26 protein-coding genes are annotated in these 26,774 nt (G+C 39.0%); 11 read left to right on the top strand and 15 right to left on the bottom strand.

Going from position 1 to position 26,774, the window contains the following annotated elements; genetic code table 11:
• Positions 1 to 2 precede the first annotated feature (2 nt).
• Entirely contained in the window at positions 3 to 1,016 is a 1,014-nt protein-coding gene (locus tag JN11_RS17735; protein WP_144914702.1) for a ferredoxin--NADP reductase, read from the top strand.
• 5 nt (positions 1,017 to 1,021) lie between these two features.
• Here the strand turns inward: JN11_RS17735 and JN11_RS17730 are convergent, their stop codons facing one another.
• The 6 genes from JN11_RS17730 to JN11_RS17705 form a co-directional block, all read right to left on the bottom strand.
• The gene (locus JN11_RS17730) at positions 1,022 to 1,921 is read right to left on the bottom strand and encodes a hypothetical protein (RefSeq protein WP_144914701.1); all 900 of its coding nucleotides are present in this window, start codon (positions 1,919 to 1,921) and stop codon (positions 1,022 to 1,024) included.
• Between the two features lie 42 nt (positions 1,922 to 1,963).
• Positions 1,964 to 2,812, bottom strand: a complete 849-nt coding sequence (locus JN11_RS17725) for a glycoside hydrolase family 16 protein (RefSeq protein ID WP_144914699.1) — start codon at positions 2,810 to 2,812, stop codon at positions 1,964 to 1,966.
• 43 nt (positions 2,813 to 2,855) lie between these two features.
• Positions 2,856 to 4,076 carry a family 16 glycosylhydrolase gene (locus tag JN11_RS17720; RefSeq protein ID WP_144914698.1) on the bottom strand — a complete coding sequence of 407 codons (1,221 nt, stop codon included), beginning with the start codon at positions 4,074 to 4,076 and terminating at the stop codon, positions 2,856 to 2,858.
• A 93-nt stretch (positions 4,077 to 4,169) separates the two neighbouring features.
• Positions 4,170 to 6,056 (bottom strand): glycoside hydrolase family 30 beta sandwich domain-containing protein, encoded by a 1,887-nt coding sequence (locus JN11_RS17715; RefSeq protein ID WP_144914696.1) that lies wholly within the window; start codon positions 6,054 to 6,056, stop codon positions 4,170 to 4,172.
• A 515-nt stretch (positions 6,057 to 6,571) separates the two neighbouring features.
• Positions 6,572 to 8,473: a 7TM diverse intracellular signaling domain-containing protein gene (locus JN11_RS17710; RefSeq protein ID WP_144914695.1), complete on the bottom strand. Its 1,902-nt coding sequence runs from the start codon at positions 8,471 to 8,473 to the stop codon at positions 6,572 to 6,574.
• 275 nt (positions 8,474 to 8,748) lie between these two features.
• The gene (locus tag JN11_RS17705) at positions 8,749 to 9,972 is read right to left on the bottom strand and encodes a glycoside hydrolase family 5 protein (protein ID WP_144914693.1); all 1,224 of its coding nucleotides are present in this window, start codon (positions 9,970 to 9,972) and stop codon (positions 8,749 to 8,751) included.
• 310 nt (positions 9,973 to 10,282) lie between these two features.
• Here JN11_RS17705 and modA point away from each other — a divergent pair, with 310 nt between their 5' ends.
• The 6 genes from modA to JN11_RS17675 all read left to right on the top strand — a co-directional run bounded on the left by modA (position 10,283) and on the right by JN11_RS17675 (position 14,945).
• Positions 10,283 to 11,029, top strand: coding sequence for a molybdate ABC transporter substrate-binding protein (gene modA, locus JN11_RS17700; protein WP_144914692.1), 747 nt, complete (start codon positions 10,283 to 10,285; stop codon positions 11,027 to 11,029).
• 4 nt (positions 11,030 to 11,033) lie between these two features.
• Positions 11,034 to 11,705 (top strand): molybdate ABC transporter permease subunit, encoded by a 672-nt coding sequence (gene modB / locus JN11_RS17695; RefSeq protein ID WP_144914690.1) that lies wholly within the window; start codon positions 11,034 to 11,036, stop codon positions 11,703 to 11,705.
• Complete coding sequence (locus JN11_RS17690) at positions 11,702 to 12,337, top strand: ATP-binding cassette domain-containing protein (protein WP_144914688.1); 636 nt, start codon at positions 11,702 to 11,704, stop codon at positions 12,335 to 12,337. The genes modB and JN11_RS17690 overlap by 4 nt, the downstream gene beginning before the upstream one ends.
• 67 nt (positions 12,338 to 12,404) lie before the next feature.
• The gene (locus tag JN11_RS17685; protein WP_144914687.1) at positions 12,405 to 12,995 is read left to right on the top strand and encodes a hypothetical protein; all 591 of its coding nucleotides are present in this window, start codon (positions 12,405 to 12,407) and stop codon (positions 12,993 to 12,995) included.
• Positions 12,967 to 14,295 carry a YARHG domain-containing protein gene (locus JN11_RS17680; protein ID WP_144914685.1) on the top strand — a complete coding sequence of 443 codons (1,329 nt, stop codon included), beginning with the start codon at positions 12,967 to 12,969 and terminating at the stop codon, positions 14,293 to 14,295. The genes JN11_RS17685 and JN11_RS17680 overlap by 29 nt, the downstream gene beginning before the upstream one ends.
• Entirely contained in the window at positions 14,292 to 14,945 is a 654-nt protein-coding gene (locus JN11_RS17675; protein WP_144914683.1) for a DUF2306 domain-containing protein, read from the top strand. Before JN11_RS17680 ends, JN11_RS17675 begins: the two co-directional genes overlap by 4 nt.
• A 22-nt stretch (positions 14,946 to 14,967) precedes the next feature.
• On the opposite strand, the gene JN11_RS17670 is transcribed toward JN11_RS17675, so the two are convergent.
• The 4 genes from JN11_RS17670 to JN11_RS17655 form a co-directional block, all read right to left on the bottom strand.
• Positions 14,968 to 15,546 (bottom strand): peroxiredoxin family protein, encoded by a 579-nt coding sequence (locus JN11_RS17670; RefSeq protein WP_144914682.1) that lies wholly within the window; start codon positions 15,544 to 15,546, stop codon positions 14,968 to 14,970.
• A gap of 72 nt (positions 15,547 to 15,618) precedes the next feature.
• Complete coding sequence (locus JN11_RS17665) at positions 15,619 to 15,873, bottom strand: hypothetical protein (RefSeq protein ID WP_144914680.1); 255 nt, start codon at positions 15,871 to 15,873, stop codon at positions 15,619 to 15,621.
• Between the two features lie 83 nt (positions 15,874 to 15,956).
• Entirely contained in the window at positions 15,957 to 16,229 is a 273-nt protein-coding gene (locus JN11_RS17660) for a hypothetical protein (protein ID WP_144914679.1), read from the bottom strand.
• 11 nt (positions 16,230 to 16,240) lie between these two features.
• Positions 16,241 to 16,792, bottom strand: coding sequence for a sigma-70 family RNA polymerase sigma factor (locus JN11_RS17655; RefSeq protein WP_144914677.1), 552 nt, complete (start codon positions 16,790 to 16,792; stop codon positions 16,241 to 16,243).
• A gap of 326 nt (positions 16,793 to 17,118) precedes the next feature.
• Between JN11_RS17655 and JN11_RS17650 the strand changes: the two genes are divergently transcribed.
• The 4 genes from JN11_RS17650 to JN11_RS17635 all read left to right on the top strand — a co-directional run bounded on the left by JN11_RS17650 (position 17,119) and on the right by JN11_RS17635 (position 20,973).
• A complete protein-coding gene (locus JN11_RS17650) occupies positions 17,119 to 17,928 on the top strand; it encodes a DUF1223 domain-containing protein (RefSeq protein ID WP_144914676.1) in 810 nt (269 codons plus the stop codon).
• Positions 17,929 to 18,022: 94 nt separating this feature from the next.
• Positions 18,023 to 18,730, top strand: coding sequence for a cytochrome b/b6 domain-containing protein (locus tag JN11_RS17645; RefSeq protein WP_170227787.1), 708 nt, complete (start codon positions 18,023 to 18,025; stop codon positions 18,728 to 18,730).
• Positions 18,714 to 19,502 carry a molybdopterin-dependent oxidoreductase gene (locus JN11_RS17640; protein WP_144914674.1) on the top strand — a complete coding sequence of 263 codons (789 nt, stop codon included), beginning with the start codon at positions 18,714 to 18,716 and terminating at the stop codon, positions 19,500 to 19,502. The genes JN11_RS17645 and JN11_RS17640 overlap by 17 nt, the downstream gene beginning before the upstream one ends.
• A gap of 106 nt (positions 19,503 to 19,608) precedes the next feature.
• A complete protein-coding gene (locus tag JN11_RS17635; RefSeq protein ID WP_144914672.1) occupies positions 19,609 to 20,973 on the top strand; it encodes an MFS transporter in 1,365 nt (454 codons plus the stop codon).
• 61 nt (positions 20,974 to 21,034) lie between these two features.
• Here JN11_RS17635 and JN11_RS17630 read toward each other — a convergent pair whose 3' ends face one another.
• From JN11_RS17630 to JN11_RS17610, 5 genes are all read right to left on the bottom strand, one after another.
• Positions 21,035 to 22,273, bottom strand: coding sequence for an SAM-dependent methyltransferase (locus tag JN11_RS17630; RefSeq protein WP_211360822.1), 1,239 nt, complete (start codon positions 22,271 to 22,273; stop codon positions 21,035 to 21,037).
• 79 nt (positions 22,274 to 22,352) lie between these two features.
• Positions 22,353 to 23,162, bottom strand: coding sequence for a DUF1365 domain-containing protein (locus tag JN11_RS17625; protein ID WP_144914671.1), 810 nt, complete (start codon positions 23,160 to 23,162; stop codon positions 22,353 to 22,355).
• A gap of 15 nt (positions 23,163 to 23,177) precedes the next feature.
• Entirely contained in the window at positions 23,178 to 24,464 is a 1,287-nt protein-coding gene (locus tag JN11_RS17620) for an NAD(P)/FAD-dependent oxidoreductase (protein ID WP_144914669.1), read from the bottom strand.
• Positions 24,464 to 25,582 (bottom strand): alpha/beta hydrolase, encoded by a 1,119-nt coding sequence (locus JN11_RS17615; protein ID WP_144914667.1) that lies wholly within the window; start codon positions 25,580 to 25,582, stop codon positions 24,464 to 24,466. The genes JN11_RS17620 and JN11_RS17615 overlap by 1 nt, the downstream gene beginning before the upstream one ends.
• Before the next feature lie 58 nt (positions 25,583 to 25,640).
• The gene (locus tag JN11_RS17610) at positions 25,641 to 26,675 is read right to left on the bottom strand and encodes an SAM-dependent methyltransferase (RefSeq protein WP_144914665.1); all 1,035 of its coding nucleotides are present in this window, start codon (positions 26,673 to 26,675) and stop codon (positions 25,641 to 25,643) included.
• Positions 26,676 to 26,774: the final 99 nt, after the last annotated feature.

Here is a 26,774-nt window from a genome sequence, read left to right as displayed (position 1 = left end):
ATATGCTTCAGTTAAGAGTTGAAGCTATAAAGCAGGAACTATCCGGTACGGCCACTTTTTACCTTTCTGAGTTATCCGGTAAAAAGATAACCTACAAAGCGGGCCAGTTTATTACACTCGTTTTTACGCATCATGAAGAAGAGATCAGGCGATCCTACTCATTAAGTTCATCCCCGGATGAAGAATTATTAGCTATCACTGTTAAGCGGATTGATAATGGGGAAATATCCCGCTTTATGCTAACCAAAATTAAACCGGGTGATGTTTTAAATGCCGTGGAACCTGCCGGTAAATTCGTTATTAATAAGTTTAATGATGAAAAGGATATACTGCTTTTTGCAGCCGGCAGTGGCATTGTCCCTATTTATGCCCAGCTTAAATATATTTTGCGCCGTGAGGGAAAGAGCAGACTGACACTGATTTGCAGCAATCAAAACAGCCAATCTATTTTATTTAAGAATGATTTAAATGAACTTCAGCAAAAGCATGCCGATCGGTTTAAAATTATTCAATTTTTAAGTGATGAGGCCAATAGGCTTAACAACTTGTTAGTGGAGAAATTGGTTCGTGAAAACATCAGTTCAATAAACATTCCCAAAGCTGAATTTTACACCTGCGGGCCTTTCAGCTATATGCGTATGATCAGGCTCACCTTGTTATTTATGGGAATTGAAGCAGGGCAGATCCGTAAGGAAAACTTTGTATTGGAAACTATACCTGTAACGCCCTCAACTACCACTTTTGCTCCCCGTAATATCCGGATTCATTTTAATCATGAAATACATGATCTGGTAGTGGGTGAAAATCAATCTATACTGCAAGCCGCACTTCAAAATAATATTCCACTGCCTTATAGTTGCCGTGTTGGCGATTGCTCAACCTGTTCGGCCGTCTGCAAGAGCGGCAAAGTTGAAATGGTTAAAAATGATGTATTAACAGATGCTGATTTAGCCGAAGGTTGGATACTTACCTGTACCGGGCATCCTTTAACTGATAATGTGGTGATTGCGTTTTAATAGAATTACATAGATAAAATTACCCCACCGGTAATTTGATATCCATATCGGTACACCCAGTTCAATTGCGTTTTGTCAACAGCTCCGGTTGAAAGATATAATTGATCTGTTCCGTTGCCTGTTTCCCAATTATAGTAACCGTAGCCAATATTAACTGCAACATTTTGGGTAATATTATAAACTAAACGGGTATTAGCATTTATGCCGTAACCATCAGCCATGTGGCTATAACTTACGGGGTGCTGAAATTCTTGAATCAGATTCCAATCTCCGTGGGCACTGTAGGTAAGTTGATTATAGGTAATATCTGCGGCTAGTTTTAACCCGCGCCATATTTTTAATGAGGAAGTTACTTTTAAAAAAGGCCCCTTCCAACTAGTAAAATAACTGCTGTTTAAGCCAGGGAATTGTCCGGTTAAATCAATAATGTATAAGTTCTGCTGGCTTGTTCCGTAACCAACGTAAGGGATCAAGCTAAATAGCTTGTTATTAAAAACAACATAACCCATTCCTGCTAACCATTGCGAATTATATCCTTTGTTATCACTAAAGTTGCCTGTATAAACAGGTTGGTTACGATTATCTGCTCCATAATCCATATCATTTACAGAGCCCGAGTGAACATCAACTTTGTTATAACTGCCATAAACAGAAAAACGCTTCCGGAAATTCCATTGTAATGAACCCGAGTAAGCTGTTCCGCTTACATCCTTCCATTTTAACTCCGATAAAATATTAGGGCTTTGTCCGTTTTGGTTCCCGGCAATTGACCAGTTGAAATTTTCCTGCTGTTTTCCTGCTGAAAAAGACAATTGAGCCTTTTGTTCAATATCCTGCGCACAAACCTGGCTAATAAAGCGTGTCATGGCAAATGCAAAGCAAAAAAGTTTGATAAGCTTATTCATCAGGAATTATCAGCAGCTTAAATATGGCGACGTTCTTTATAATTATTTGGCTTTGTAAACCCGTACATAATCAACATACATACTGGCCGGCAGCTTGCTTTCATCAACCGTTTGCCCTGGGAAATCACCGGCGACAGCCAGGTTTAAAATGATGAAAAATGGCATCTGAAATGCGCCTGTGTTGTTAATGTTGTTTTGGATATTACCTGTGCAGTATAAGGTATTATCCACGTACCAGTTTATGGAGCCTGAGTTCCATTCAATGGCATAAATATGATAAGCGTCAGGATTAGTTACCTGGGTGTTGAGTCCGTACTGTGTGGCACCGTTTACATTCCAATGCATGGTGCCATAAATGGTATTATCTGCATTAATATGCTCCATTATATCCATTTCGCCGCATTGCGGCCATGATACCGTTGTAATGTCTGATCCTAACATCCAAAAGGCGGGCCACAAACCTGCCCCTAACGGCAATTTTATCCGGGCCTCAATACGGCCGTACTGAGCCGTCACCTTACCCTGGGTATTTAACCGGGCAGAGGTGTATGGTTGCCCTCCAACAGACTCTTTTTTTGCCGTAATAACCAGATTACCGTTGGCTACGGTTGCATTTGAGGCCTGATAATACTCCTTTTCGTGGTTCACATTCAGGTTACCTGTTTCAAAGTTCCATTTGGTGGTATCAACAGAGATTCCATTAAACTCATCAGACCAAACTAAAGTATAATTTGCAGATATACTGGTATCAGGACTGGTAACAGGTGGGGGCGTTGTAGTAACCGGAGGCGGAGTAAACGTGCTCTGGCTTTTTTTGCATGAAAAAGCAAAAAATGCAAGCACCAGTATAAAACCGGTGCTTGTTATTTGTTTAATAAAATGTTTTCTCATAATAATTGGTAGCCCAAAATAGTCATTTTAATAATAAAATGTTCTATTGATTAACTTTAAATGACTCCCATCCCGACGCGACCGTCCGGTTACAGGTCATTGCCTGGGTACCATCTTCGCTCGAAATATAATCACCATTATTACCCTGCAGGGTTATGGTGCCATCTGCATTTACACCCCAGGTAAACTCTTCCCAGGTACTATAACTGGTACGGTTACAGGTTATTGGTTGGGTGCCATTTTCGCTGGATACATATTTACCCATGCTTTGCAAGGCTACTTTGCCGTTTCCGGCATCTACCACTAAAAACTGCTCCCAAGTACTGGCAGTAGTGCGGGTGCAGGTCATAGCTGTTGTACCATCCTCTCCACTTACATAATCATTATTAAAACCTTTTAGGGTGATGGTTTGTCCAATTGGCGGCCCACTTGAAGTTACGCCTTTATAAACCCGTACATAATCAACATACATGCTGGCAGGTAGTTTACTCAAATCAACTGTTTGCCCCGGGAAATCTCCGGCTACAGCCATATTTAAAATAATAAAGAACGGATTTTGAAAAGCACCGGTGTTGTTGATATTGTTAGAGATATTGGCCGTAGCATACAATGTATTATCAACCCACCAGGTAATGGAATTGGTATCCCACTGCACGGCGTAAAGGTGATAAGCATCAGGGTTGGTGGTAGTAGTGCCGCCGTATTGGGTCGCACCATTATCGTACCAATGGATAGTTCCATAAATGGTGTTGTCGGCATTAATATGCTCCATAATATCTGTTTCGCCGCACTGTGGCCAGCCAACGGTACTAATATCAGTGCCCAACATCCAGAAAGCAGGCCATAAGCCCTGACCCAATGGCAATTTTATACTGGCCTCTATACGTCCATACTGGCAGGAAAATTTCCCGGAGGTATTCATCCTGGCTGATGTGTATGGCCAACCGCCAACGCTTTGGTTTTGGGCAGTGATCACCAGGTTACCACCGGTAACAGTAGCATTTGAAGCCTGGTAATATTCCTTTTCGTTATTTACGCCAGGGTTACCGGTTTCCATGGTCCACTTGGTATTGTCAACGCTCGTACCATTAAACTCATCCGACCAGATAAGCTGATAAGTTACTGCCCTGGGAGCAGTGGTCGTCGTATTGTTGCCTGTTAAGGCACTTTTAGGGCTAATATCCTTTTTACAGGAAACAAGCGCCATCATCAGCAACAGGATCATTCCTGTTCCCGGTAGAAACTTTAAAATTTGTGTTTTCATAAAAGGTTGGTTAATGTAGAAATTTGGTTAATTATCTATTAGATTAAAATATTATCACCTCTCCGGAAAACCAAAGAGGTGATAATATTTGTGTTATTGATTTACCCCAAATGATTCCCATCCCGACGCTGAAGTTCGATTACAGGTCATCGCCTGTGTGCCATCCTCGCTCGAAATAAAGTCACCATTGTTGCCTTGCAGCGTTATAGTGCCATCGGTATTTACGCCCCAGGTAAACTCTTCCCAGGCACTGTAGGTGGTGCGATTACAGGTGATCGGCATGGTGCCGTTTTCACTCGATACATATTTGCCCATGCTTTGCAGCGCCACTTTGCCATTTCCGGCATCAACCACTAAAAACTGCTCCCAGGTACTTGCTGTGGTACGGGTACAGGTCATGGCGGTGGTGCCATCTTCGCCACTCACGTAATCGCCATTAAAACCTTTAAGGGTGATGGTTTGGCCAATTGGAGGGCCTGATGCTGAAGACTGTGTTCCAGCCCATTTAAAGGTAGCGGCAGCTCCGGCAGGCAAGGTATAAGTGAACGACTCGCCGCCCCATTTAATTTTAAATGTCTGGCTTGTTGTTGCTGTGTTTAACGCTACAACCACTTTTGTACCATCGGGGTTTTTGAAGGCAACATCCTGGATACTTGTTGAAAAAGTATTAGATGAAATACGCACAGCACCGGCTTTTACAAATTCCGAAACGTGGGCAACTGTGTAATAAGCGGTATTACGGGTATAACTATTGCCCGATATGGTTACCGCTCCTAAACAGGTAGAGCAGCCGCCAGCAGTATGCGGATTATAATTTGGATCGGAAGCAAGGTTCCATTCCAAAACTACACGGCTCCAGTTACGTGGTGCGCCGATAAGCAAATTATTCATGTGCCATGAAAAATCGCCTGCAAAATTTCCGGGACCACCAATGTATTGTTCAGTGAAATAAACGTTTTTGGACGGATAAGCATTATGCACAGTGGTTAGAGCGCTGATGTCACCGGCATATAGGTGAAATGCAGAGCCATCTACATAAGGATTAGCACTTGCATCGCCCAAAACAGCTTCGGGATAGCCCGGCTGATCACAATTATGATCATAAGCGATAATTTTAGTAGTGATGCCATTTGCGGCAAACTGAGGGCCAAGGTTATTCTTTATGAAGTTGGCTTCCTCGTTTGATTGCATCGTCATGGCCGGATTATTATTGGCATTTAGGGGTTCGTTTTGCGGTGTAATAGCATATATGGTTATGCCTTGTGCCGCCATAGCCTGTATATATTTTACAAAATACCGGGCATAAGCATCGTAATAAGCTGTATTTAAACTACCACCTGTAAAACCACCATTGCCTGTAGTATTTGATTTCATCCAAACAGGAGCAGTCCAGGGAGTAGCCAATATTTTTATGGATGGATTAATGGCAATAATCTTTTTTAGTACCGGCACCAGATCGGTCATTTCCTGGCTGATGTTGAAATTGTTGAGATTATTATCTGTTTGACCCGATGGCATATCATCATAAGTAAAATCAGAAGAACTCAAGTCCGAAGCTCCGATACTGATGCGCACAAAGCTCGATCCTACGTGGCCCGCTGCGGTTGAAAAGATGTCATTAAGGAACGTGCTTTGGTTTGCGCCAAGCCCGTCAATTAATTGTGCGCTTCCGCCTGTTAAAGCATAGCCAAAGCCGTCAATAGTTTGATAGGTGGTGTTTTCATCAACCGTAATAGTTGTGGCGTTGGTGCCTGCATCGGCTGCAAAATTTACGCTGGTTTGCTGTGCCAAAAGTTTGCTTTGATCTGATGTTGTTTCCCAGATGCTTACGGTTTCATTTGCTGCCCGCGCAACCGTACCAGCAGTCATTCCGGGAACAGACGGGCCTGATTTTGACAGATCTTTTTTACAAGAATGAAGGAATAGCGCTGGTGCCATTAAAAACATCGCCAGCAGTTTAAGTGTGTAATTTGTCTTCATAAAAAAATTGGTTTCTATAGTTGGTTTAATTGGTTCAGGTACATGCCAATAGAAAATTTATGCGGATAAATAGCACTCTCTATATTTAACCAAAAATTAATACAGTAAGCATAATTTGGCCCTTAAAATCGGGCGTGGTTTAATCATTTTTCAGAAGTAGGTAATTATCTCGTTTATATTGGTAAAACAAATTTAGCTCAATTTATACGGTAAAAACAAATTAAAAGTTTATAAATAATTGATTTAAAGCATATTGTATTGATTTTAATACGCTTTAAACACAAAGACTAATTACCTTCAAAACAGCCTAATGAGGCTCAAAGATTGTTTTTCATACAGAGAAATTTTATTTCTGATACGCTTGGTTCACATTTAATTTTCAGGAAATTATTTATCAGGGGTCTAAGTCAAAACCCCAATAAAAAACCCGGTCACAATTTATTTGCAGCCGGGGCTTGATAATTTCGCAAACGAGCTGTTTGGTGATCTCAGTTCAAGTAAATTTTTATGGCCTTTTATTCTAGTTCCATAACCAATTTGCTCCAGCCTTTGTCGCCCGCATTCTTGGTTTCTTTTTTACGGCTATTCATTACTTTTTTAATTCGGGAGCTGTATGCCCAGCAGGTACTTTGGCGAATGGATAAAATTTCGGACAATTTATGGGATGATATTTTACCATTGGTGGAGTACATTAAAAATATCATGTAAAATGCCTTATTGAGCGGTATACGAGTATTTTGAAGTAAGGTATAAGCTATCACAGATTCTTCATACCCGCACTTGGAACAACGCCGACTATAGGGTAAATGCCCATGTCCATAGTGGGTATTGGTGCATTTGCGGCAAGCGTATCCGTTTTCCCATTTCAGGTCTGATAAGAATTTAAAGCAGGTTTCCCTGTCCGGATAAATTTTGCTGAATTCCTCAAAATCAACTTCGGTCGACATTACCCTGTCGTGTGTTACCTTTTCAATATCCTGGTGCAAAATAGAGTTATCTTGCTCCAGCAAAACGTTCATTCTTGATATTTCTTCTGTTTGCTGCTTTAACAATTGATTAACTGACTTAAGTTCCTCATTCTGCTGCGCTATTAACAGTGATTTTTCAGATAGTTCTTTAGTTCGTTCCTGCACCTGGTCTTCCAGGTTTTTATTCAGTGCGTCTTTCAGCTCCTCATTCAGTTTTAATTGTTTGATGACCAGCAACTGCGCCTCTTCTTCTTTCTTTTTAAGGATCCTTACTTTATCGCCTATGGCAAATGATATAAAGATCATTTCCATTATAAAACAAAAACTCAAACTGTAATAAATGGCAGCCGTTACAGGCAACCACCATATATTAAGCGATATCAGCGCTTTAATGATAAACCCGGTAAGTAAAAAAGAATATCCTATCACAAAAAAACGTGCTGCCCGGTAACCTTTCATCAGCACATAACAACCTGCATAAAAAGCTACAGATAATGGAATGATCTCAATTATCTTATAACTGAACCAGTTTTTATTTACCGTTAAGCACAATACAAAAAACAAGCTTCGTAATAGCATTACCCATATAATCAACTTGTTTAATCGGGGAGCATTTACCTTTACATTTAACAAACTTTGGGCAAATAATACCGAGCAAATACTGGCAGAAAATAATGCAACACCATAAGCATTATGATTCCAGATAGGGGAGCCAGGCCAAATATATTGGTAGGCAATACCATCAGCACACATTTCATAAAGGCCGATACTTAAGTTATATGCTATGTAGTACAGGTATTGCTTTTGCCGCATGGCAATAAACATCATGAGGTTATACAGGCCAAAAACCAATATCATCCCATAAAAAATGCCGAAGAAAAAGTACTCATCAAGAGCGTAGCTAATGAACCAGTTTACCGATCGCAAAACCATTATCACATTTACCGGTTGATGCGATTTAATACGGATATAATATATTTGATTGCCCGAAAGGTTGTTGTTTATATTTAAACTGAAGTTTTTATGCTGATACATCCTGGCTGTAAACGGACGACTGCTACCCAGAAATGTAGCTGAATAGTTATTTTGCTTATCCGGCGAATAAACGGTTATGCTATCTATAGTTTGATCAAAAAACTCTAAAATCCAGTTATTCCGGGATTGAGGATTGTGCCCAATTTTAATGCGATACCAATAGGTAATATCAGGATCAGAGGTTATCGGGGTGGCAACTTTGTTTACTTTAAATTTGTTAGTAATTGCAGTGCTTTTTACCTGATTTAGGGTTAGTTTATTATGAATATCCTGCAAATAATCAACCTCTCCATATCTGAATATCTGTTGTTTTGCGGTATCACTTATTTTTACCGCAATTTGTGCATTGCCATTGGGGACATACACAAAATATATCCACGCAGAAATAAAAAATCTCCATAAAAATTTTACCATACTTACAGGCAGCTACATGCCCTTTTGGCCCCATGCAGCAAATGCAGATGAAACAAAAGGTTTATAATTGGTTACTTTTAGGTAAGCAATTATAAACCTTTTAATTTTCAAATCCTATTAAAGGTAAGGATAACAGTTATTTAGGATGGTGTTTATAACCACTTTACAACTTGTCGCAGAGTGGGCTCACCCCGGCGACGCTACGCTAGCCGACCCTCTCTATGACAAGTCATAAAGAGGGTTAGGAAAAACCTTTTATTTTTTGAAACCTTTAATTACGGTTTAAAATCCAATGCTTGCATGTAGCCCGTATTGGGGTGGCAATTTTCGAATTTGCTGTTATTGATAAAATCGTATAATGCCTTTTTAATGGCTTCTCGATCGGCAGGGGCTGCTTTTCTGATGGCTGCAAAATCTTCTCTTGGCTGTTGGGTGTAAGCTATCAATTTGTCGTAGTTTTCAGGAACGTTAAAGGTTACTATGCCCTTAGTATTATCCAATTTTTTGTATGGCCAGTAATGCCAGCCTATATTGTTTTCTTCCAGTGTTTTTTTGAAATCACCTACCCATTGATCGGTGTTCTCACCGGTTTCGCCGCAGTAAATAGGTACGTTGTATTTATCCCTGAAATCAATATAATCCTGTATAACTTCTTTGCCGGTAGTTTTAGTCCAGTATTTGTGAAACTGATAAACCAGTTTAGAATCAAAGGGAGTACCAAAAACGCTGAAGTTACTATCCCATTGTGCACCACCTAAAAACAAGATGTGGTTTTTATCAACACTGCGAATGGCTTTGGTTATCTCTTTATATGTTGGTTCCAGATATGGGTTAAATTCATTTTTATCAAAATAGGTAGCTATGGGTTCATTCAATAAGTCATAACCCATTATGATGGTTTCGTTTTTATAATGATCAGCTATTTTGTGCCAAATATTGGCAGTTAACTCGCGCATAGCAGGGCTTTTAAACAGAAAAGGATAACCATAGCCGTCATCAATATTATCGCCGGTTTGGCCGCCGGGTGCACAGTGCATATCTAAAATAACATATAGTCCTTCTTTTTTGCACCAACCAATTACCCTATCCAACAGCTCAAACCCTCTGTTTGGGTCTTTTTGCTCCAGATAGTTTTCATTATTGAAAATACGATAGTTAAACGGAATGCGGATAGAATTCATTCCTGATGCTTTCAGATAGTGGATATCAGCAGCGGTAATATAAGTGTCCTGATATTGCTTCCAAAATGCAGCAGCTTCTTCCGGACCTAATAATTCAAGAATTGCTTCGTTAATTAAACGGGGTGAGTTAATGTTAGTGAATTTAAACATATAACCTTCGGGCACCAGCCAGTTACCGAGGTTTGTACCCCGCATTAAAAAAGGTTTATTATCGGTGCCGATAATTTCTTTTCCCTTTACTGAAATAAACTGTGCCTGCGTGGCAAAAGGGAGTGCAAAAAGCATCAAAAAGAGCAGTCGTAAGTAAAACTTGTTCATGATAATGTGTATTTGATTCGTAGTTGGCAGTTCATGGATCATAGTAAAAGAAGGTTTAAAAATTGCTCATTAACCAACATCTTTCCAGCTATGAATTATTAACAATGAACCATTAACTAATAAAAATTTGGATTTGCGGGCTAATATAGTACTATTACCTGTTACCAATTACATACATTTACCGTAACAATTTTGAGGTGAAAAGCTATGCTGAAAATGCTGATACGCTTTAATAACAATGTATATTAGCATTACAATAACTTCACAAAGGAATTGGCTTACCCTGGCAAACATTATAATACCAAGTACTATGAAACGTATATTTTTTTTAACAACTGCCTTTTTACTTTTATCGTTTGGATTATTTGCACAAAGTATAAAGGTGGCAGCAGCAGCCAACCTGCAGGCGGTAATAAAAGTATTGCAGGCCGATTTTAAGAAAAAAACAGGAATTGAAATTGAACCTATTGTTGGGTCATCGGGTAATTTGGTTAACCAGATAAAAAACGGGGCTCCTTACGATGTGTTTCTTTCTGCCGATATGACTTTCCCTGAAACACTTTATAAAGATGGATTCAGCACCAAAAAACCGGTTGTTTATGCATGGGGTAGTCTAATCATTTGCAGCAACCAGGATATTGGATTTGAAAACTGGGAAAGGATATTGCTAACGCACCGCGTGAAAAAAATAGCCATTGCCAACCCGGCTATTGCTCCATACGGCAAAGCGGCAGATGAGGTGCTGCAAAAAAAAGACATCTTAGTTAATATTAAATCAAAAATTGTTACCGGCGAGAGCATTTCGCAGGTTAATACTTATATCACTACAGGAGTTGTTGATGTGGGCTTTACTACACAAGCTTTAGTAAAAGACCCGACTAATAAAACAAAGCTTTACTGGCAGATTATTGCCCCCGATTCTTACTCACCTATTGAGCAAGGTATAGTTTTATTAAAACGTGCTGAAACAAATAAAGAGGCTGAGAAATTTTACCAGTACATTTTAAGTCCGGCAGCAAAAGCAATATTTTTAGAATACGGTTACCGGGTAAAATAAATTGATGGACTTTAATCCAATTTGGCTTACGCTTAAATTAGCTTGTATTACTACATTGCTATTGCTGGTTATTGGCTTGCCGGTTGCCTGGTGGCTCTCAAAAGGACGATCATTTTTTAAAATCATTATTGAAGCTATTGTTACTATGCCCCTGGTTTTACCACCTTCTGTATTGGGGTTTTATTTGTTGCTGGCTTTTAGTCCGCAGCATGGTGCCGGTAAATGGTTGCAGCAAACTTTTAATATCCAATTTGTGTTTTCATTTCAGGGTTTGGTACTGGCTTCTGTTATTTATAGTATGCCATTTATGCTGGGCCCCATTAAATCGGCTTTGCAGCAATTACCTGTTTCACTTTCACAGGCGTCTTATTCTTTAGGTAAAAGCAGGTGGCAAACATTTATCAGGGTGCTGCTCCCCAATATAAAACCATCATTGCTAACGGCAGCAGTACTGACCTTTGCACATACACTGGGCGAGTTTGGCGTAGTGCTGATGATTGGGGGCAATATTCCCAACGTTACACGCGTGGCATCCATAGCGGTTTATGATGCTGTTGAGCAGATGGATTATCATGCCGCCAACGTGTATTCGTTTATACTGTTTGCTATTACTTTTGTGTTGGTGACCGGGGTGTTCATTTTTAATAAGTACCAGTTAAAAAGTCCTCTGGAATGATTAGCATCAACATAGAAAAAAAAATAAAAACCTACCAGGGTCAGCGAATATTAAAAGTTTCCGGGGAATTTAAATCCGAGAGCATTACCAAGATCCATGGGCCTTCCGGAGCAGGTAAAAGTACTTTTTTGAAGGTCATTGCAGGATTCATCCAGCCGGAACAAGGAAATATTACGGTTAATAACAACGCATGGCTGGATACTGTTTCAAAAATATCCCTATCGCCACAAAAAAGAATGGCAGGCTTTGTTTTTCAGGATTATGCGCTTTTCCCCAACATGACCGTAAAAGAACATTTGGAATATGCCACGGCCGATAATGAATGGATAAAACATTTGCTTGAAATTGGCAAACTGGAAACTTTAACTACACATAAACCACAATATTTATCAGGAGGTCAACAGCAGCGTTTGGCTATTTTACGGGCACTGGCCACCAAACCCCAAGTGCTTTTGATGGATGAACCATTTTCTGCATTGGACCCGGAAAATAAATTGGCACTGATTACTGAATTAAAGCTGATATTTCAAGAGCTGAAAACAACTGTATTTATTGTAAGCCATAACCCGCAGGAACTGGATGGAATAGCAGCAGATGGGGCCATCTTATCAGAACTTTATATCAATAACTAGAAATGTGCTCCTGGATAGGTAAGGAATTTGGTTTGCACAGTTTGGGTTTCTTTATATATTTGGTACGATGAAAACCAAGCCTATCCTAATAATTGCAGCTATTGTAATAGTTGCTGTATCCACGTTTTTCCTTTTACACAAAAAAAAGTCGCCCCCAAATTCAATAGAACTAACCGAATTTCTATTCAAGTTTAATAATGCAGTAAATTCGGGTAATACCGATTCGGTGATGGCCTGCTTCCAGTTCGACAAAAAAAACAAGGCGCTTAAAAATTTGGCGAATTTGTTGATCGGAAAAAAGAAAAAAGATGGATCACTACCACTTGCTACTGTAATACTTGATGTAGATAAAGCCGAAACAAGGAACATAGGTTCCGGCCTCGTTTCGGTAAAAATACCGGTTACTTTTAGTCATCAATCCCTTGACGATAACCATTCCATACTGATACTAAAAATATACAAGACAAAACATTATAAGCTAAAAATAATACAGGCCGATACCCGCAAGTTTTTTGCCGATTATCTTACTTATGAAACTTATGTAAAAAACAACACCCATGTAGATAATCTTTTTTATAGTGCATTAACGTTGGCATCTTTTAAAACTGCCGACCAATTAAAAACTCGGTATGACAGCGTACTATGGTTTGAATGTTGACAGCAAAACTTTTTACTACGTTATTAAAGGTAAATTAAACAAAAGATTTTACTGGCCTGATGACCAACAGAAAGATGATGCACCTACCTATAAAATGGGATTGGTAAATGCTGATCTTAAAGAGATTATCCCTCCCGAATATGACCTGATCCGTAATGTTGGTGGCACGATTGATGGATTTGTAGAAGTAGAGATGAACGGAAAAAAAGGTCTTTATAATTTGGATGGAAAAAATGTAGTGGTGGTTATTTATGACCAGATTATCCCATTAGAGGATGACGCTAATTTGGCCTTATTAAGAAAGGACGATAACTATTTTTATTTAAAGAAAGACTCAACAGTAACCGATAAAATAGATGGTTTTAAAATTGCCGATGTATTCTCCAAATTTAAAAACTATAGTGATTCTTACTCCTTATCAGAAAACAGTTCAAAAAATATAATGGAGTATAATGAACGTGGAAATACCACATCTCTTATCATACCTCCATCATATCTGGTTGATCTTCAAATTTTCCCGAGGATTATTAATTTTAATAATCCTTTAAGAACGGGACGTAATGATTATGAAGAAGAAGATAGGGGTAGTGAAAGGATGGATATTAAATATAATGGCACACAAAAGGATGATAAAAATTGGTTTATGAGCACCTTTTATTCTATTATAGACCACTATTGGGATGGACGTGCTGGTTTATATGGAAAATTTGAGAAAAAACCAGTTATCCTTATAGATAAAAACCAAAACAAAATATTAAGCTTTACAGGCGAAAGCGACATTTCTGACGATGAAGGAGAGGAATCCATTTCTAATGAAACAACATTTTGTAAAGAAAATGCCATACGTGCAATTAATGATACTTTGTTTGAATATAAGTCGGCCTTAGCTGTCCGTTTGTCATTAACAAATGATGATATATCTGAAGGCTCTTACTATTATTATTTGCATATCGTGAATGGAAAACTTGCTGCTTTACCAAATAAAAGGCTCTTTGGCTGCACCAAATATGTAAAAATGGATGATTCTTATTTGAACGCATGTTATGTAATTGGCGACAGAAAAATCGACCATGTAACAACAGAACTACTCGAATACATGAAAAATGAAATTTATGCACCCTATGGCTATAAATTTAAAAGCGACAAATGGACCACTGTTTTTCAATATCGTTTTGACAGGTACGAAGGGGCAAAAAACATTACAGTAGACGACTCATTAACCGAGATAGAAAAGTATAACATCAACTGGATAAACAGTAAACTGAACTCGTTGAAACAGAATACCCTTGCCGCTCAATGAAAATTGCATTAAAACTGCTTTGGTATTTTGCTTTCTTATGGGTAGCCATGTTATGCATCGGTGTATTCGTTATGTACTCTGGCTTTTTTAAATATCAACGCGCTTTTTTAACCATAAAACAAGCAGCCATTAATACGGGCTGGTATTTACCAGCCTTTTACTGCCATATTATTGGGAGCAGCCTGATATTATTCGCTGGCTTTTTTCAATTTTCCAAAGCCGTTTATAATAACAGGCAACTGCACAGGCCCCTGGGCAAATTGTATGTGTTCGGTGTTCTATTTTTTGCGGCACCGGGCGCATATGTAATGACTTTATTTGTGAACCGTGGCAACTGGGTATTTGCGTCGTTCTTTGTGCAGAATACTTTGTGGGTAATTTTTACGCTTTTGGCATGGCTCTACATAAAAAAAGGGAGAGTTACCGACCATATTTATATGATGCGCCGGAGTTATGCGCTTGCCTTTGCTGCCGTAACCCTGCGGTTTTACATTTGGGGTTTAACCGTTTTTGGCCATGGTGTTAACTTTGAAAACAACTATATCATTATTGCATTTTTAAGCTGGGTGCCTAATCTGCTTGTAGCCGAGCTTATTAATCATTTTGACAATACACGCATTTCGCCAATTAGCCACGATAACAGCAACTAGCTAATTGGCGAAATTGTATTTTTTATAACGCAGCCATTATTGATTTTACTGACGCCCTTTTTGTATAGTCCTTATCAAAATGGACGTAGGTAATTTTACCTGACTGGTCAATAACATAAGTGGCAGGAACTGGCAGCACATGGTCGGTATTGCCATTATTCTTTTCCAGATCGACGCCGTAGTTTTTTAGTTTTCCCAACAGTTCGGCATCAACAGTGTAATTAACCTGGTAAGCCTTCATAATGGTATAACCTTTATCTTGTATAATTGAAAACGAAGCATGGGTTTTATCAATTGTTTTATTGATGTTTTCGCTTGTTTCGGGAGTTACACCAACAACATAAGCGCCTTTGCCGGTTAGGAGCTGCAAGGAGTCCTGCAATTCTTTAATTTGTTTGTTGCAATAAGGGCACCACTGTCCGCGGTAAAAAAACAATACCACCGCTTTGTGCGATTTGAGCAGGCTTTTTAAACTGAGTGTTTTGCCCATATTATCAACCGCAGTAAATTTTGGCGCTATATCACCGCTCTTAAGGCCGATTTGTGCAAACAGGTTTAAGGTTAAAAGCACACAACCGGCAATTAGTAAATACTTTCTCATAATATTTGAGTTTAAAATTTAATTCAAAAAAAGAAAGGGGGATAAATCCCCCTCCCTGTAAACAAAAACAACTTACATTTTACTTGCAGTGTCTTTTGACATTTTCTTTTTACTCATTTTAGAGTCAGACATTTTTGACGTTTTCTTTTTGCTCATTTTAGAGTCAGACATTTTGCCCATCTTATCTTTGCTCATTTTATCCTTAGCCATTTTACCTGTATCACTAACGGCAGTTGCTGGTAAATGATTAACTGTTTTTGCTTGTACACCAAGGCTTAAGCAAGCTACAATGGCAGTTGCTATAACTGCTGAAAAAATTGATTTCATTTTTTGTTTTTTTAGTTTTTACTGATATTTCCTGCTTTGTCGGTTAATACCATTAAACCTTACAAACTATTTTGAAATAATTTTTATTTGTTTAATTCCGCTTCAATGCGTTCCTGAAGTTCGTTCTTGAAATTTTCATCCAGCTTCACATCGCGTTCCATCGAACTGCGAAAAAGCTCCTGCACCATTTCATTAATCATTCGGCTTTGCTTTTTATAAATGCGGCAAAACGAACATCCATATAGATGGATACGCAACTCTATCATTTCTCTGAAACTAAGCCTGGAAGTTGCTTTTTTATCAATCAGGAAGGTAGCCTGTTTACAGTTATATATAATTCTTTTCAAATAGCTCATAACAATAATATTTAAATCCAGTTTTTCTGAAGGCAGGCCCTCAGGTTAAGTTTGGCGCGATGAATGATCACCCAAAAGTTGGAAGATGTTACTTTTAATTCGGCACAAATGGTATCGGTAGGCTCTTCGTCAATATGCTTCATAGTAAAAACGGCCATCCATAAAGCCGGTAATTTTTCCATGCATTTTTTAAGGATGCTATCAAACTCTTTGTTAACCAAATGATCCTTATCTTCAATACCAAATTCTTTCGGACCATGTTCAGCAACCCAATGTCCATCCGCCTCAAAAAAATCGCTCTGCTCTTCTTCGGCTTTCACCTCTATGTTTTTTAAGCCTGATGATTTTTTGCGATAAACATCTACTATTTTATTTTTAAGGATAGCCGTGAGCCACGTTCGTTCGGAGCTTTTACCTTCAAAATTGGCTGTTTTTTCAAGTGCAGCTAAAAAGGTTTCCTGCACCAGGTCTTTCGCCTGCTCTTCGTCGTTAACACGGGTAATGGCGTAGGCGTACAGGTAATCGGCATGGGTAGCAACCCATTGATGGGGATTTAAAGTCATAAAAATTAAACGAATAGTACAAGTTAAACCAAAAACAAAATGAAGATTAACACCTTCAATTTGTTTTGTTATATTGATGGTTAGTCGTTAGCGGGTACAAAACCTTACAATAATAATGACTTTTTTTTCGAATAATCTCGAAATGCTTCCCTGGCATATGGAGATGACAACCAGCTAATTAGTCTAATATTTATAATAATTCGTACAAACTTGTACAAGTTGATTCATTGCAAACTAGCTAAATAAAAAACTTTAAATTTATTGTAAGGATTTGATTGTTGGCCCGACTAAGCCCGAAAAGACTTTAAATTTAATTCGATAAAATAATGAGAACTGCAAAAATATTAACCCTTGCTGCTTTTCTAATTGCAGCAGCTTTGGGCACCACTGCATTTATTAATGCAAAGCACACCAACGTTCCTATTGCTGATAATAAGGGATTTGCCCTTATTGAGTTATACACTTCCGAAGGCTGCTCCAGTTGCCCACCAGCTGACGAGTTGGTAGCTAAAATACAAAAAGAAAATGCCGATAAACCGGTATACATTTTAGCTTACCATGTTGATTATTGGAACCGTTTAGGCTGGAAAGATCAGTTCAGCAGTGCCGATTTTTCAAAAAGACAAAATGAGTATGCCAATTACTTAAATATCAACTCTGTATACACACCTCAAATAGTTGTAAATGGACGTACCGAGTTTGTTGGATCGGAAGAAGGTACTTTACGTAATGCTATCCGGACCAATCTACAAAAAAGCTCATCGGCTCAACTGGATCTAAGCGTTTCAGCTACAAACTCAAGCCATGCAGATTTAAAATACACTACCCAGGGTGCAGACAAAAGCACCGTGCTACAGGTAGCCGTATTGCAGAAAAATGCACAGACAAAAGTATTACGTGGCGAAAACGGCGGTCATACTCTATCACATGTTCAAATTGTCCGTGAATTGCAGGAAGTTAGTCTTAAAGGAAATAACGGAATTGCAAACATTACTCTTCCTCATGGTTTTGATACCCAAAACTGGGAAATTATGGGCTTTTTACAAAATACTTCAAATGGGGCTATAATAGCCGCGTCCAGGGTTTCTTTTACAGGCGAGGCAGGCATAGGTGCAATGGTAAAAAGTTCCAAATAATAAATCATTAACTTTAAGAAAACATATATCCGGTTATTTTACCTAGGTAAGATAACCGGATATCTTATGGTATCTTTTACCTTAATACTTAACTATGAAAGCTATAAAAGAAAAGCATTCTTTAACCATGCGCTGGTGCCATTGGGTAAACTTCCCAATACTGACCATTATGATCTGGAGTGGAATGCTGATTTACTGGGCCAATGATGAATATTACATCAAAATATTTGGCCATACCTATTTTCGTTTTTTTCCTGATTGGTTTTATAATACGCTGAAAATTCCGCATCGCCTGTCCGAAGGCATGGCCTTCCATTTTTTGTTTATGTGGTTTTTTACCCTTAACGGAATCTTTTATATTATTTACACCATCATATCCGGCGACTGGCGTGAACTGGTGCCGAAGAAAAATTCTTTTAAAGAGGCTTTTTTAGTGGTTTTGCACGATCTGCATATCCGCAAAATGGCACCACCTCAAAATAAATATAACGCGGCACAACGCATTGCATACACAGCCATTATAATAATGGGTATTGGCTCAGTAATTACCGGATTAGCCATCTACAAACCGGTACAGTTTTACTATTTAACCTGGATATGCGGCGGTTATCATTTCGCCAGAATATTACACTTTGCTTTAACATTGGGTTATGTGTTCTTTTTTCTGATCCATATTGTGCAGGTGATATTGGCCGGATGGAATAACTTCCGATCGGTTATATCCGGCTTTGAGGTGATAAATGAAAATCCTAAACCCGCTATTGAAACAACAAATACCGATAACGATGAGCACTCCAGATAAAAAATCAAAAAAAGAGCTCACCGTTGAGCAAAAGATAAACAGGCGTAATTTTATCTCATTTTCAACCTTTGCTGTATTGGCAGCCGGTGCCGTTGGTGGATGGGAGTGGTTGTATAAATCGCCGGAAGAAACTGCAGGCATTACCGCTGGCGCACGTAAGCCTCTGCGCAGGGCACTTAATAAAACTGAATTGTTTTTCAGAAGGGTGTTCAGTGATAATCACATGGTAAAAATTTACCCCAAATCAATGGCGGCCAAACGCGTAAGAGTAAACAGCGATATCGGAATTGAAGCTGATAAAAAGTTCGACCCATCTAACTGGAAACTGCAGGTAGCCAAAAAGGGTGGGGAAGTGTTACAGATTTCTTTGCAGGAGCTAATGACCCTACCCAAAACTGAAATTATTTATGATTTTAAATGCGTGGAAGGCTGGGATCAGATTTCGCATTGGGGCGGTGTAAGGTTCAAGGATTTTATTGAGCATTACAAGCTGGATGATTATACCAAAATGCAATATGTGGGCATGGAAACACCCGATAAAGGTTATTACATAGGACTTGATATGCCGAGTGCCATGCATCCGCAAACCTTGTTGGCCTACGAAATGAACGACAAATTATTACCGCTTGAAAATGGTGCACCATTACGACTAATCATTCCGGTAAAGTATGGCATTAAAAACCTTAAAAGGGTAGGCTCCATCACTTTCAGCAACACCCGGCCACGCGATTACTGGGCCGAACAGGGGTATGATTATTATTCGGGATTATAGTTTTTGAAGAGATAAAGTTTAACTTTTCTTTTAGGCGTAGTAACAAAGCCATAGGTTTTACCTTTTTCTTTCACATCTTACCCGATTATTTGCATATTGCATTGATATGCCCGTAGAAAAGCTGCCGTTTAAAAAACAAATTTCATATGCCTGCGGGATGATAGGCTGGAGCATCATGACCAATATTATTATTGTAATGCTGCCCTATTTTTATCTACCGCCATCCAATTCGGGCTTAATACCTTTTGTTCCGCAATTGCTTTTATTCGGGGTATTAAATATCATGTCGGTTATTGCAGCATCTGGCCGATTGGTTGATGCTGTTTTTGATCCATTTATTGCTTCATTAAGCGATAAAAGTCATAATCCAAAAGGGCGCCGTGTTCCATTTATGAAATGGGCCATACTGCCTGCCGTTATTTTTTGCGGGTTAACCTTTTGCCCGCTTGTAAAGGCTGAAAGTCTGCATAATGCATTTTGGCTTACGTTTACACTCATTTGTTTTTTCATGAGCGTTACGGCCTATATTATACCTTACAATGCCCTGCTGCCCGAACTTACTGATACAGCAGCCGAAAAAGTTAAGCTATCCTCATTTCAGCAGGTTGGTTTTGTAATTGGGATAATTATAGCCGCCCTGGTAAATAACTATGCCGATTTGGTACAAAAGTATTTCAACGTCCCTAACCGGGATATTGCCGTTCAGTACACTATTTGGGGCTTATGTGTTTTTGCCGGCTTAGTAATGTTGATACCTGTAATTGCCCTTGATGAAAGCAAATACATGGTAAGTAAAAAGCCTTCGCATTTGCCCGTTTTGCAGGCTATACGTAAAACTTTTAGTCAGCGCAATTTTAAATATTACCTGATCTCCGATTTCTCCTATTACATGGCGCTTAGTATCATATCCAGCGGGCTATTATATTTTGTAACGGTATTACTCCGTTTGCCCGAGTCAATGGGTGGTTTGCTAATGCTCACCATGGTTTTGGGATCGTTGATCTTTTATCCGTTTATTAACTATGTTTCCAAAAAATACGGAAAGAAGCCATTGGTTCTGATCTCCTTCGGCATATTGAGCCTCATTTTTGCAATGATTTATTTTTTAGGGCGATTCCCGGTTTCGGCAAAAGTACAAGTTTATACATTGGTGCTGTGTGCTGCATTTCCACTTGCAGCCCTGGGTATACTGCCTAATGCCATATTAGCTGAGATTGCCGAAAAAGATGCTAATGCTACCGGCGAAAACCGTGAAGGAATGTTTTTTGCTGTAAAGTATCTGTTTGTAAAACTTGGCCAAACGCTGGGCATAGCGCTTTTTGCGTTCCTTACTGTTTACGGCAAAGATCCCGGTCATGACCTTGGCCTGCGCCTCAATGGTATCTGCGGTTTTGTGCTTTGTCTCATAGCATTTATTTTCTTCACCCGTTTCCGCGAAAAGAAACCACAGGTAAGGAAAGTTGGCGGTTAGCAGTAGTAGCAGTTTGCAGTTCTCTGAAGATCGAGGTTGACTGCAAACTCAAAACCGCAAACTAACGTGACACATTATTGGGCCTTGTATAAATCAGGTGCATTACATTGATGTTACGCATTTCAAAGGCAGCTTCGCAATAACACAAATAGTATTTCCACTTACGGATAAAAGTTTCATCAAAACCCAGTGATTTTACTTTTGAAAGATTAGCATTAAATGCATCAAACCAAAGTTTTAAAGTTTTGGCATAATCCAAACCGATATCTTTTAAATCAACCAGGGTCATATCACCGGTGCGGTTAATTGACTTATTGATAGCACCAACAGATGGTAACAATGAACCCGGGAAAATATGTTTCTGTATCCAGTCTACCCCTTTTCGTAAGGTTTCATACCTTGAATCGGGCGAAGTAATTACCTGTATAGCCAGGATACCGTTTTTCTTCAGCAAATCATGGCACTTTTTAAAGTAAACGTCCATAAAGTTAAAACCCACTGCTTCCAACATCTCTACAGAAACTATCTTATCAAAAGTGCCATCCAATTCCCTGTAATCTTTCAGTTCGATGCTCACCTTGTCACTTAAGCCTTCTGCGGCTACACGTTCAACTGCCAGTTTACGCTGTTCTTCGCTAATGGTTAATGAGGTTACTTTACATCCATAAGTTTTGGCCATATAAATGGCATTACCACCCCATCCGCTGCCAATTTCCAATACATGGTCTGTAGGTTTTAAATGTAGTTGACGGCACAAACGCTCATACTTGGCTATCTGTGCTTCCTGCAGGCTCAGTCCATCCTTATAAAAATAAGCACTTGAATAGGTCATGGTTGGATCAAGGAAACTCGCAAAGAAATCATTATTCAAATCATAATGTGCTGAAATATTTTTGCGCGATCCTTCAACCGTATTGGCCCTTTTAAAGTGCGAGAGTTTATTATATATCTTAAGCAGGTTAAGTGAAAGCGTTTGGATATTGCTGCCAGATACACCCGGTGCATTTTCAATATTTAAAAGCACCCATTTAATAACATTAGTAATATTATCAGTATCCCATAAGCCATCAACATAAGCCTCGCCAAAACCAATATCACCAAACAGAATGATCCTTTCATAAAACTCAGTATTATTCACCGTTATACTGGCGGATATATTGCCTTCGCCATTACCTATTGTAATTTGTTCTCCATTGGGTAAAGCAAGATACAAGGTGCCTTTATCCATTTTCGATAGAAATTTCAAAACAATATCCTGATAAAAGCTTCTTTTTTTAACTAATGAAATTGTGCTGGCCATGGTTTAATCTGTAATTTGTGATTTGATTATACCTACGTAAATTAACCGGCGTAAGGTTTTGTTAATATACGAAATTGGATTAATTATATGGCCGGTAAACTTCGCGCTGCAACTCCATGTCATCCGTCTTTTTGTGAAAAGGCAACTTTTTGAGCCACAGTTTTAACGCCTGCCAGTGTATTAAACCAATTACCTTTAAAGTTATTAAAGGGAAACTGAAAAAGTAAATTAATAGGGTTAAATCTTTCAATTCCTTACGCTTACCATTTAACGTGCTTGTAAAAAAGCGTTTACCCTCTTTATCGTAATCATCAATTTTAACCCAAAGTTTTTCGCCGGGAATGTGTAGATTGAAATCAAAATTGGTATCCATATCAATAAAGGGCGATACATAAAAATATTTCTCTGTATTGAGCAGGAAACGGTTATTGTTTAAAGTGCCAGCTCCTAAAAAATAAGGCTTCATCTCCAAAAAAGTATTACAAACCTCTACAATGGAGCAAAGCGGATTATTTTGCTCATCATAACAATAGTAAAATGACACCGGATTAAACTGGTAACCCATTGTACATAAATTAGTAAGCACCATTATGCGACCGGCACCAATATCCACACCATTAATCTTGAGATAATCAGTAATATGCTGCCTGATGTTTTTTGAAGTATCCGGGTTTTCTTTGGGCAACTGTAAATGATCCTTATCCCTGAAATTAAACAGGTTAAAGCGGTTGTGGCTCATAAATTTAAGCCGGCTGGAAAGGCCATCAATCTCATCCAGATCGAGGTAAAACATAAAGATATTGTAATGAAACGAATGCTGCTTTGGAGCAAGCCGGTGATGCATTACTTTAGCTTTATATAAACAGGAATTAACTGATATGCTGGCCATATATGAATATACGGATTAATTTTCCGGCTGGATCAAAACATCATCATAAACCGGCTTGCCCAGCAATTGGGAACAAAGCTGCACTGCACTTGCAAATGCGTCTTCATGAAAGCCGTATTTAAAATAACTGCCACAAAAATAAATGGGCCCGGTTTCGTTCAGTATATGTAATTCTGCCTGGGCATTAATGGCCTGTACGTCAAAAAGCGGATGCTCGTAGTCGAGTTCCTTAATAATCTTGCTTTCATCAAGCCCATTATGCGGGTTAATGGAAACAAAATAATCTTTCTTGTCTGATACCTGCTGCAACTGGTTCATCCAGTAAATAGTAGTAGGCGTTAACTTGCCATCTTCCATTTTTATGCTGTAGTTCCAGCTGCTCCATGCCAGTTTCTTTTTAGGCATGATACTTTTATCGGTATGTAGAACCGCTTTGTTGTATTGATATTTAAAGTTTGATAAAAGTCTTTTTTCATCCTCAGTTGCATCAAACAGTATGGTAAGAGCCTGATCTCCATGGGTGGCGATAATCACCCTATCGAACGTTTCCCGCGAACCATCAGATGCGTGAACAATCACTTTTCCATTCTCACGAACAACCTTTAATGCCTTTCGATTTACATGAATACGATCTTTAAATGGTTTAATCAGTATTTCGCGGTATGACTGGCTTCCTTTCTCGAGGGTATACCATTGGTGCTGGGTATCCAACCCTAAAAAACCATGATTTAAAAAGAACCTGATCAAAGTCACCGCAGGGAAATCGAGCATCTGCTCCATCGGGGTAGACCATACGGCCGAGCTCATGGGCACCAGGTATTTCCATAGCATTTCTTCGCCAAAACCAAACTCTTTAATATATTGCCCTATCGAATAATCGGCATATTTAGGATCGTCCAGTATCTTTACGCTTTCTTTGTTAAAGCGCCCAATCTGGCTCAGCATTTTAATATATTTAAGGTTGAATATATTACGGCGCTGCGCAAAAAGATGATTAACGCTGGATCCGCTATACTCCAGTCCGCTCGACAGATGCTGAACGCTAAATGACATATCCGTTTTTTTTACCGGTGCCTTTATTTCAGCAAATAGTTTGCACAGGTTCGGATAGGTCTTATAATTAAACACCATAAATCCGGTATCAATATAAACCGGCTTGCCGTCTTCATCAACAGTTACGGTATTGGTATGGCCGCCAACGTAATCATTTTGCTCGTAAATAGTTAAATCGGTATGCTTTTGCAAAAAATGAGCACAGCCCATCCCGGCAATTCCTGTTCCTATAATGGCTGTTTTATGCATTATTTTTGTGTGATGTTGTTTAAGAATGTTACTACTGCGTAGGTAGATAGTTGTCCGCCTGGCCCGTTTAAATTATAATCAAAGCCATGCGTTGCCCAGGGAAGTCTTAACCAATAATGTTTAATACCGTTTTGCTCCAACTTTAAGTTTAGCCTGCGGCTATGCTCGCGCGAAACCAAAACATCATTTTCACCGTGAATAATAAGGGTTGGCACCGATTTACTGCTTACAAACTCCAGAGGGGAGCAGGCAACATATTTTTGCGGAACTTTAAAATAAGAGCCTCCGATATAATCCTCCATCACCTTTCTTGAGTCCATAATCAACGGGTTTGATCGGATAGAATATCCCCAAACCATATCGGCAGGGCCATAAAAATCAACCACTCCTTTTAATCCGGGTTCATGCAGGGTGTAAGCAGCTAATAAAGCTATTTGTGCCCCGGCTGAGCGTCCTAGTAAAACATATTCGTTAGTGTCAATATGCAGCTCATCTGCGTGTTTATTCAGGTAAGCAATGGTGGCTTGTATATCTTCAACAGGTGCAGGCGTTTGGTATTTGGGGGCCATGCGATAATTAATGGCAGCCACATTGTACCCTCTTTCGGCAAGATAAGTATTCAACTCGGGTAATTGCTTACTATCGCCACCGGCCCACGAGCCACCATGAACCACTATAACACATGGCCTTTTACCTGAAGCCTTTGATTGATAGTAATCAAGATTTAAAGCGGTATCCTGATACTGAACATATTTTATGGTTTTATAAGGATCATTTTTTGCCGATTTAAACAGTTTGGAAAAACTTAAAGGAGTATCATCACTCTGTTTGGTGCTAAGAGCAGCTGCCATGTCCGCTTTTATGTCCGTAGCTATCCAATATGCTCTTATAATGGGTGAAAGAAAAATAATAACCGTTACCAGCCCCAGGATGGTTCCGGCCAGTTGGTATTTATTTACCCAGAAGCCGGTTACCGTTAACAAGGCGGCTATAGCTGCAAATATGAAAGGCAACTCGGTAACACCAATTGCCAGCAGCCAGAAATGATAAGATGGCGCCTTAAAAAAGTTAAGCAATGCGATAAGAAAAAAAGCAAGAATAAAATAAAAACGGATCATAAATATTTTGTTAAAAGGATCATTGCGGAGCTGCTAAAAGTTGCCTTACTGCCAAAGGTTATCGCCCCGATTTTTGAAATAAATAATGACTAACTATCCATTCATTGCCCTTATTGTAGTTCCACAACTCGGCGCAAGCCATATAAAAAATACGCCAGTATACCCACCATTTTACTGCATTATCTTTACCATATGTTTCTTCAAATAATGGCATAATTTCCGCCTTGTGGCTATCCATATTTTTAAGCCAGGCTTCGGCAGTTTTTCCGTAATGGGTACCGTTAACGTGCCAGTGTTTTTTAACTACTAAATCTTCATTAAAATAAAACATTAGATCATCGCTCGGCATAATACCTCCGGTAAAAAAGTACTTGCTCATCCAATCGGTTTCATCAATAACTTCAAACAAATAAGCGTACTCCTTATGGGTAAAAATGTGGATGAACAATTTACCATCATCCTTTAAAAATGAGGCTACCTTTTTAAGCAATAGCGTATAGTTACGCATGTGCTCAAACATTTCAACAGATACTACACGGTCAAATTGTTTATCAATTTTAAAAGTGTTCATATCCGCAGTAATCACTTTCAGGTTTTTCAATCCACGATCCTTAGCAGTCAAATCAATAAACATTTTTTGGGTACGTGAATTGGAAACCACTGTAAAATTACTGCGCGGATATTTGGCAGCCATATACATGGATAATGAACCCCAGCCACAACCCAACTCCAACACATCCTGACCGTTTTCTAATCCGGCACGCTGGCAGGTTAGCTCCAGCATATCATCTTCGGCAGTGTTTAAATCGGTAACGCCTTCCTTAAAATAACAGCTTGAATATTTTAAATTTTTGCCCAGGCAATATTGGTAAAACTTGGTTGGTACTTCATAATGTTGTTGGTTAGCATCTATTGTATTAACCGCAATAGGGGAGGTTTTAAGCTGACCAATTAGCGACATCAGGTGTGCTTGCTGGGCCTCTACATTACCTTTGTTTTCATCATCCAAACGTTGTTGTAATAAATTGCGAATGCCTTTTCTCAGTAAAAAATCAGGGACTTTATTTTGTTCAATCAATTTGTCGTACCACATGTGCACAGGTTTGGTTTTTAGGGGTTGTTTTTATTAATTGTAGTTTTAAAGATTTACGTTATTGCCATAACGTTGGATTTTGAAAACCGAAATTTTTAG

The organism is Mucilaginibacter frigoritolerans (assembly GCF_007830615.1).
GTDB lineage: Bacteria > Bacteroidota > Bacteroidia > Sphingobacteriales > Sphingobacteriaceae > Mucilaginibacter > Mucilaginibacter frigoritolerans.
The sequence above is the reverse complement of the archived record's forward strand: the minus strand, read 5'-3'. Positions and strand labels throughout refer to the sequence as shown.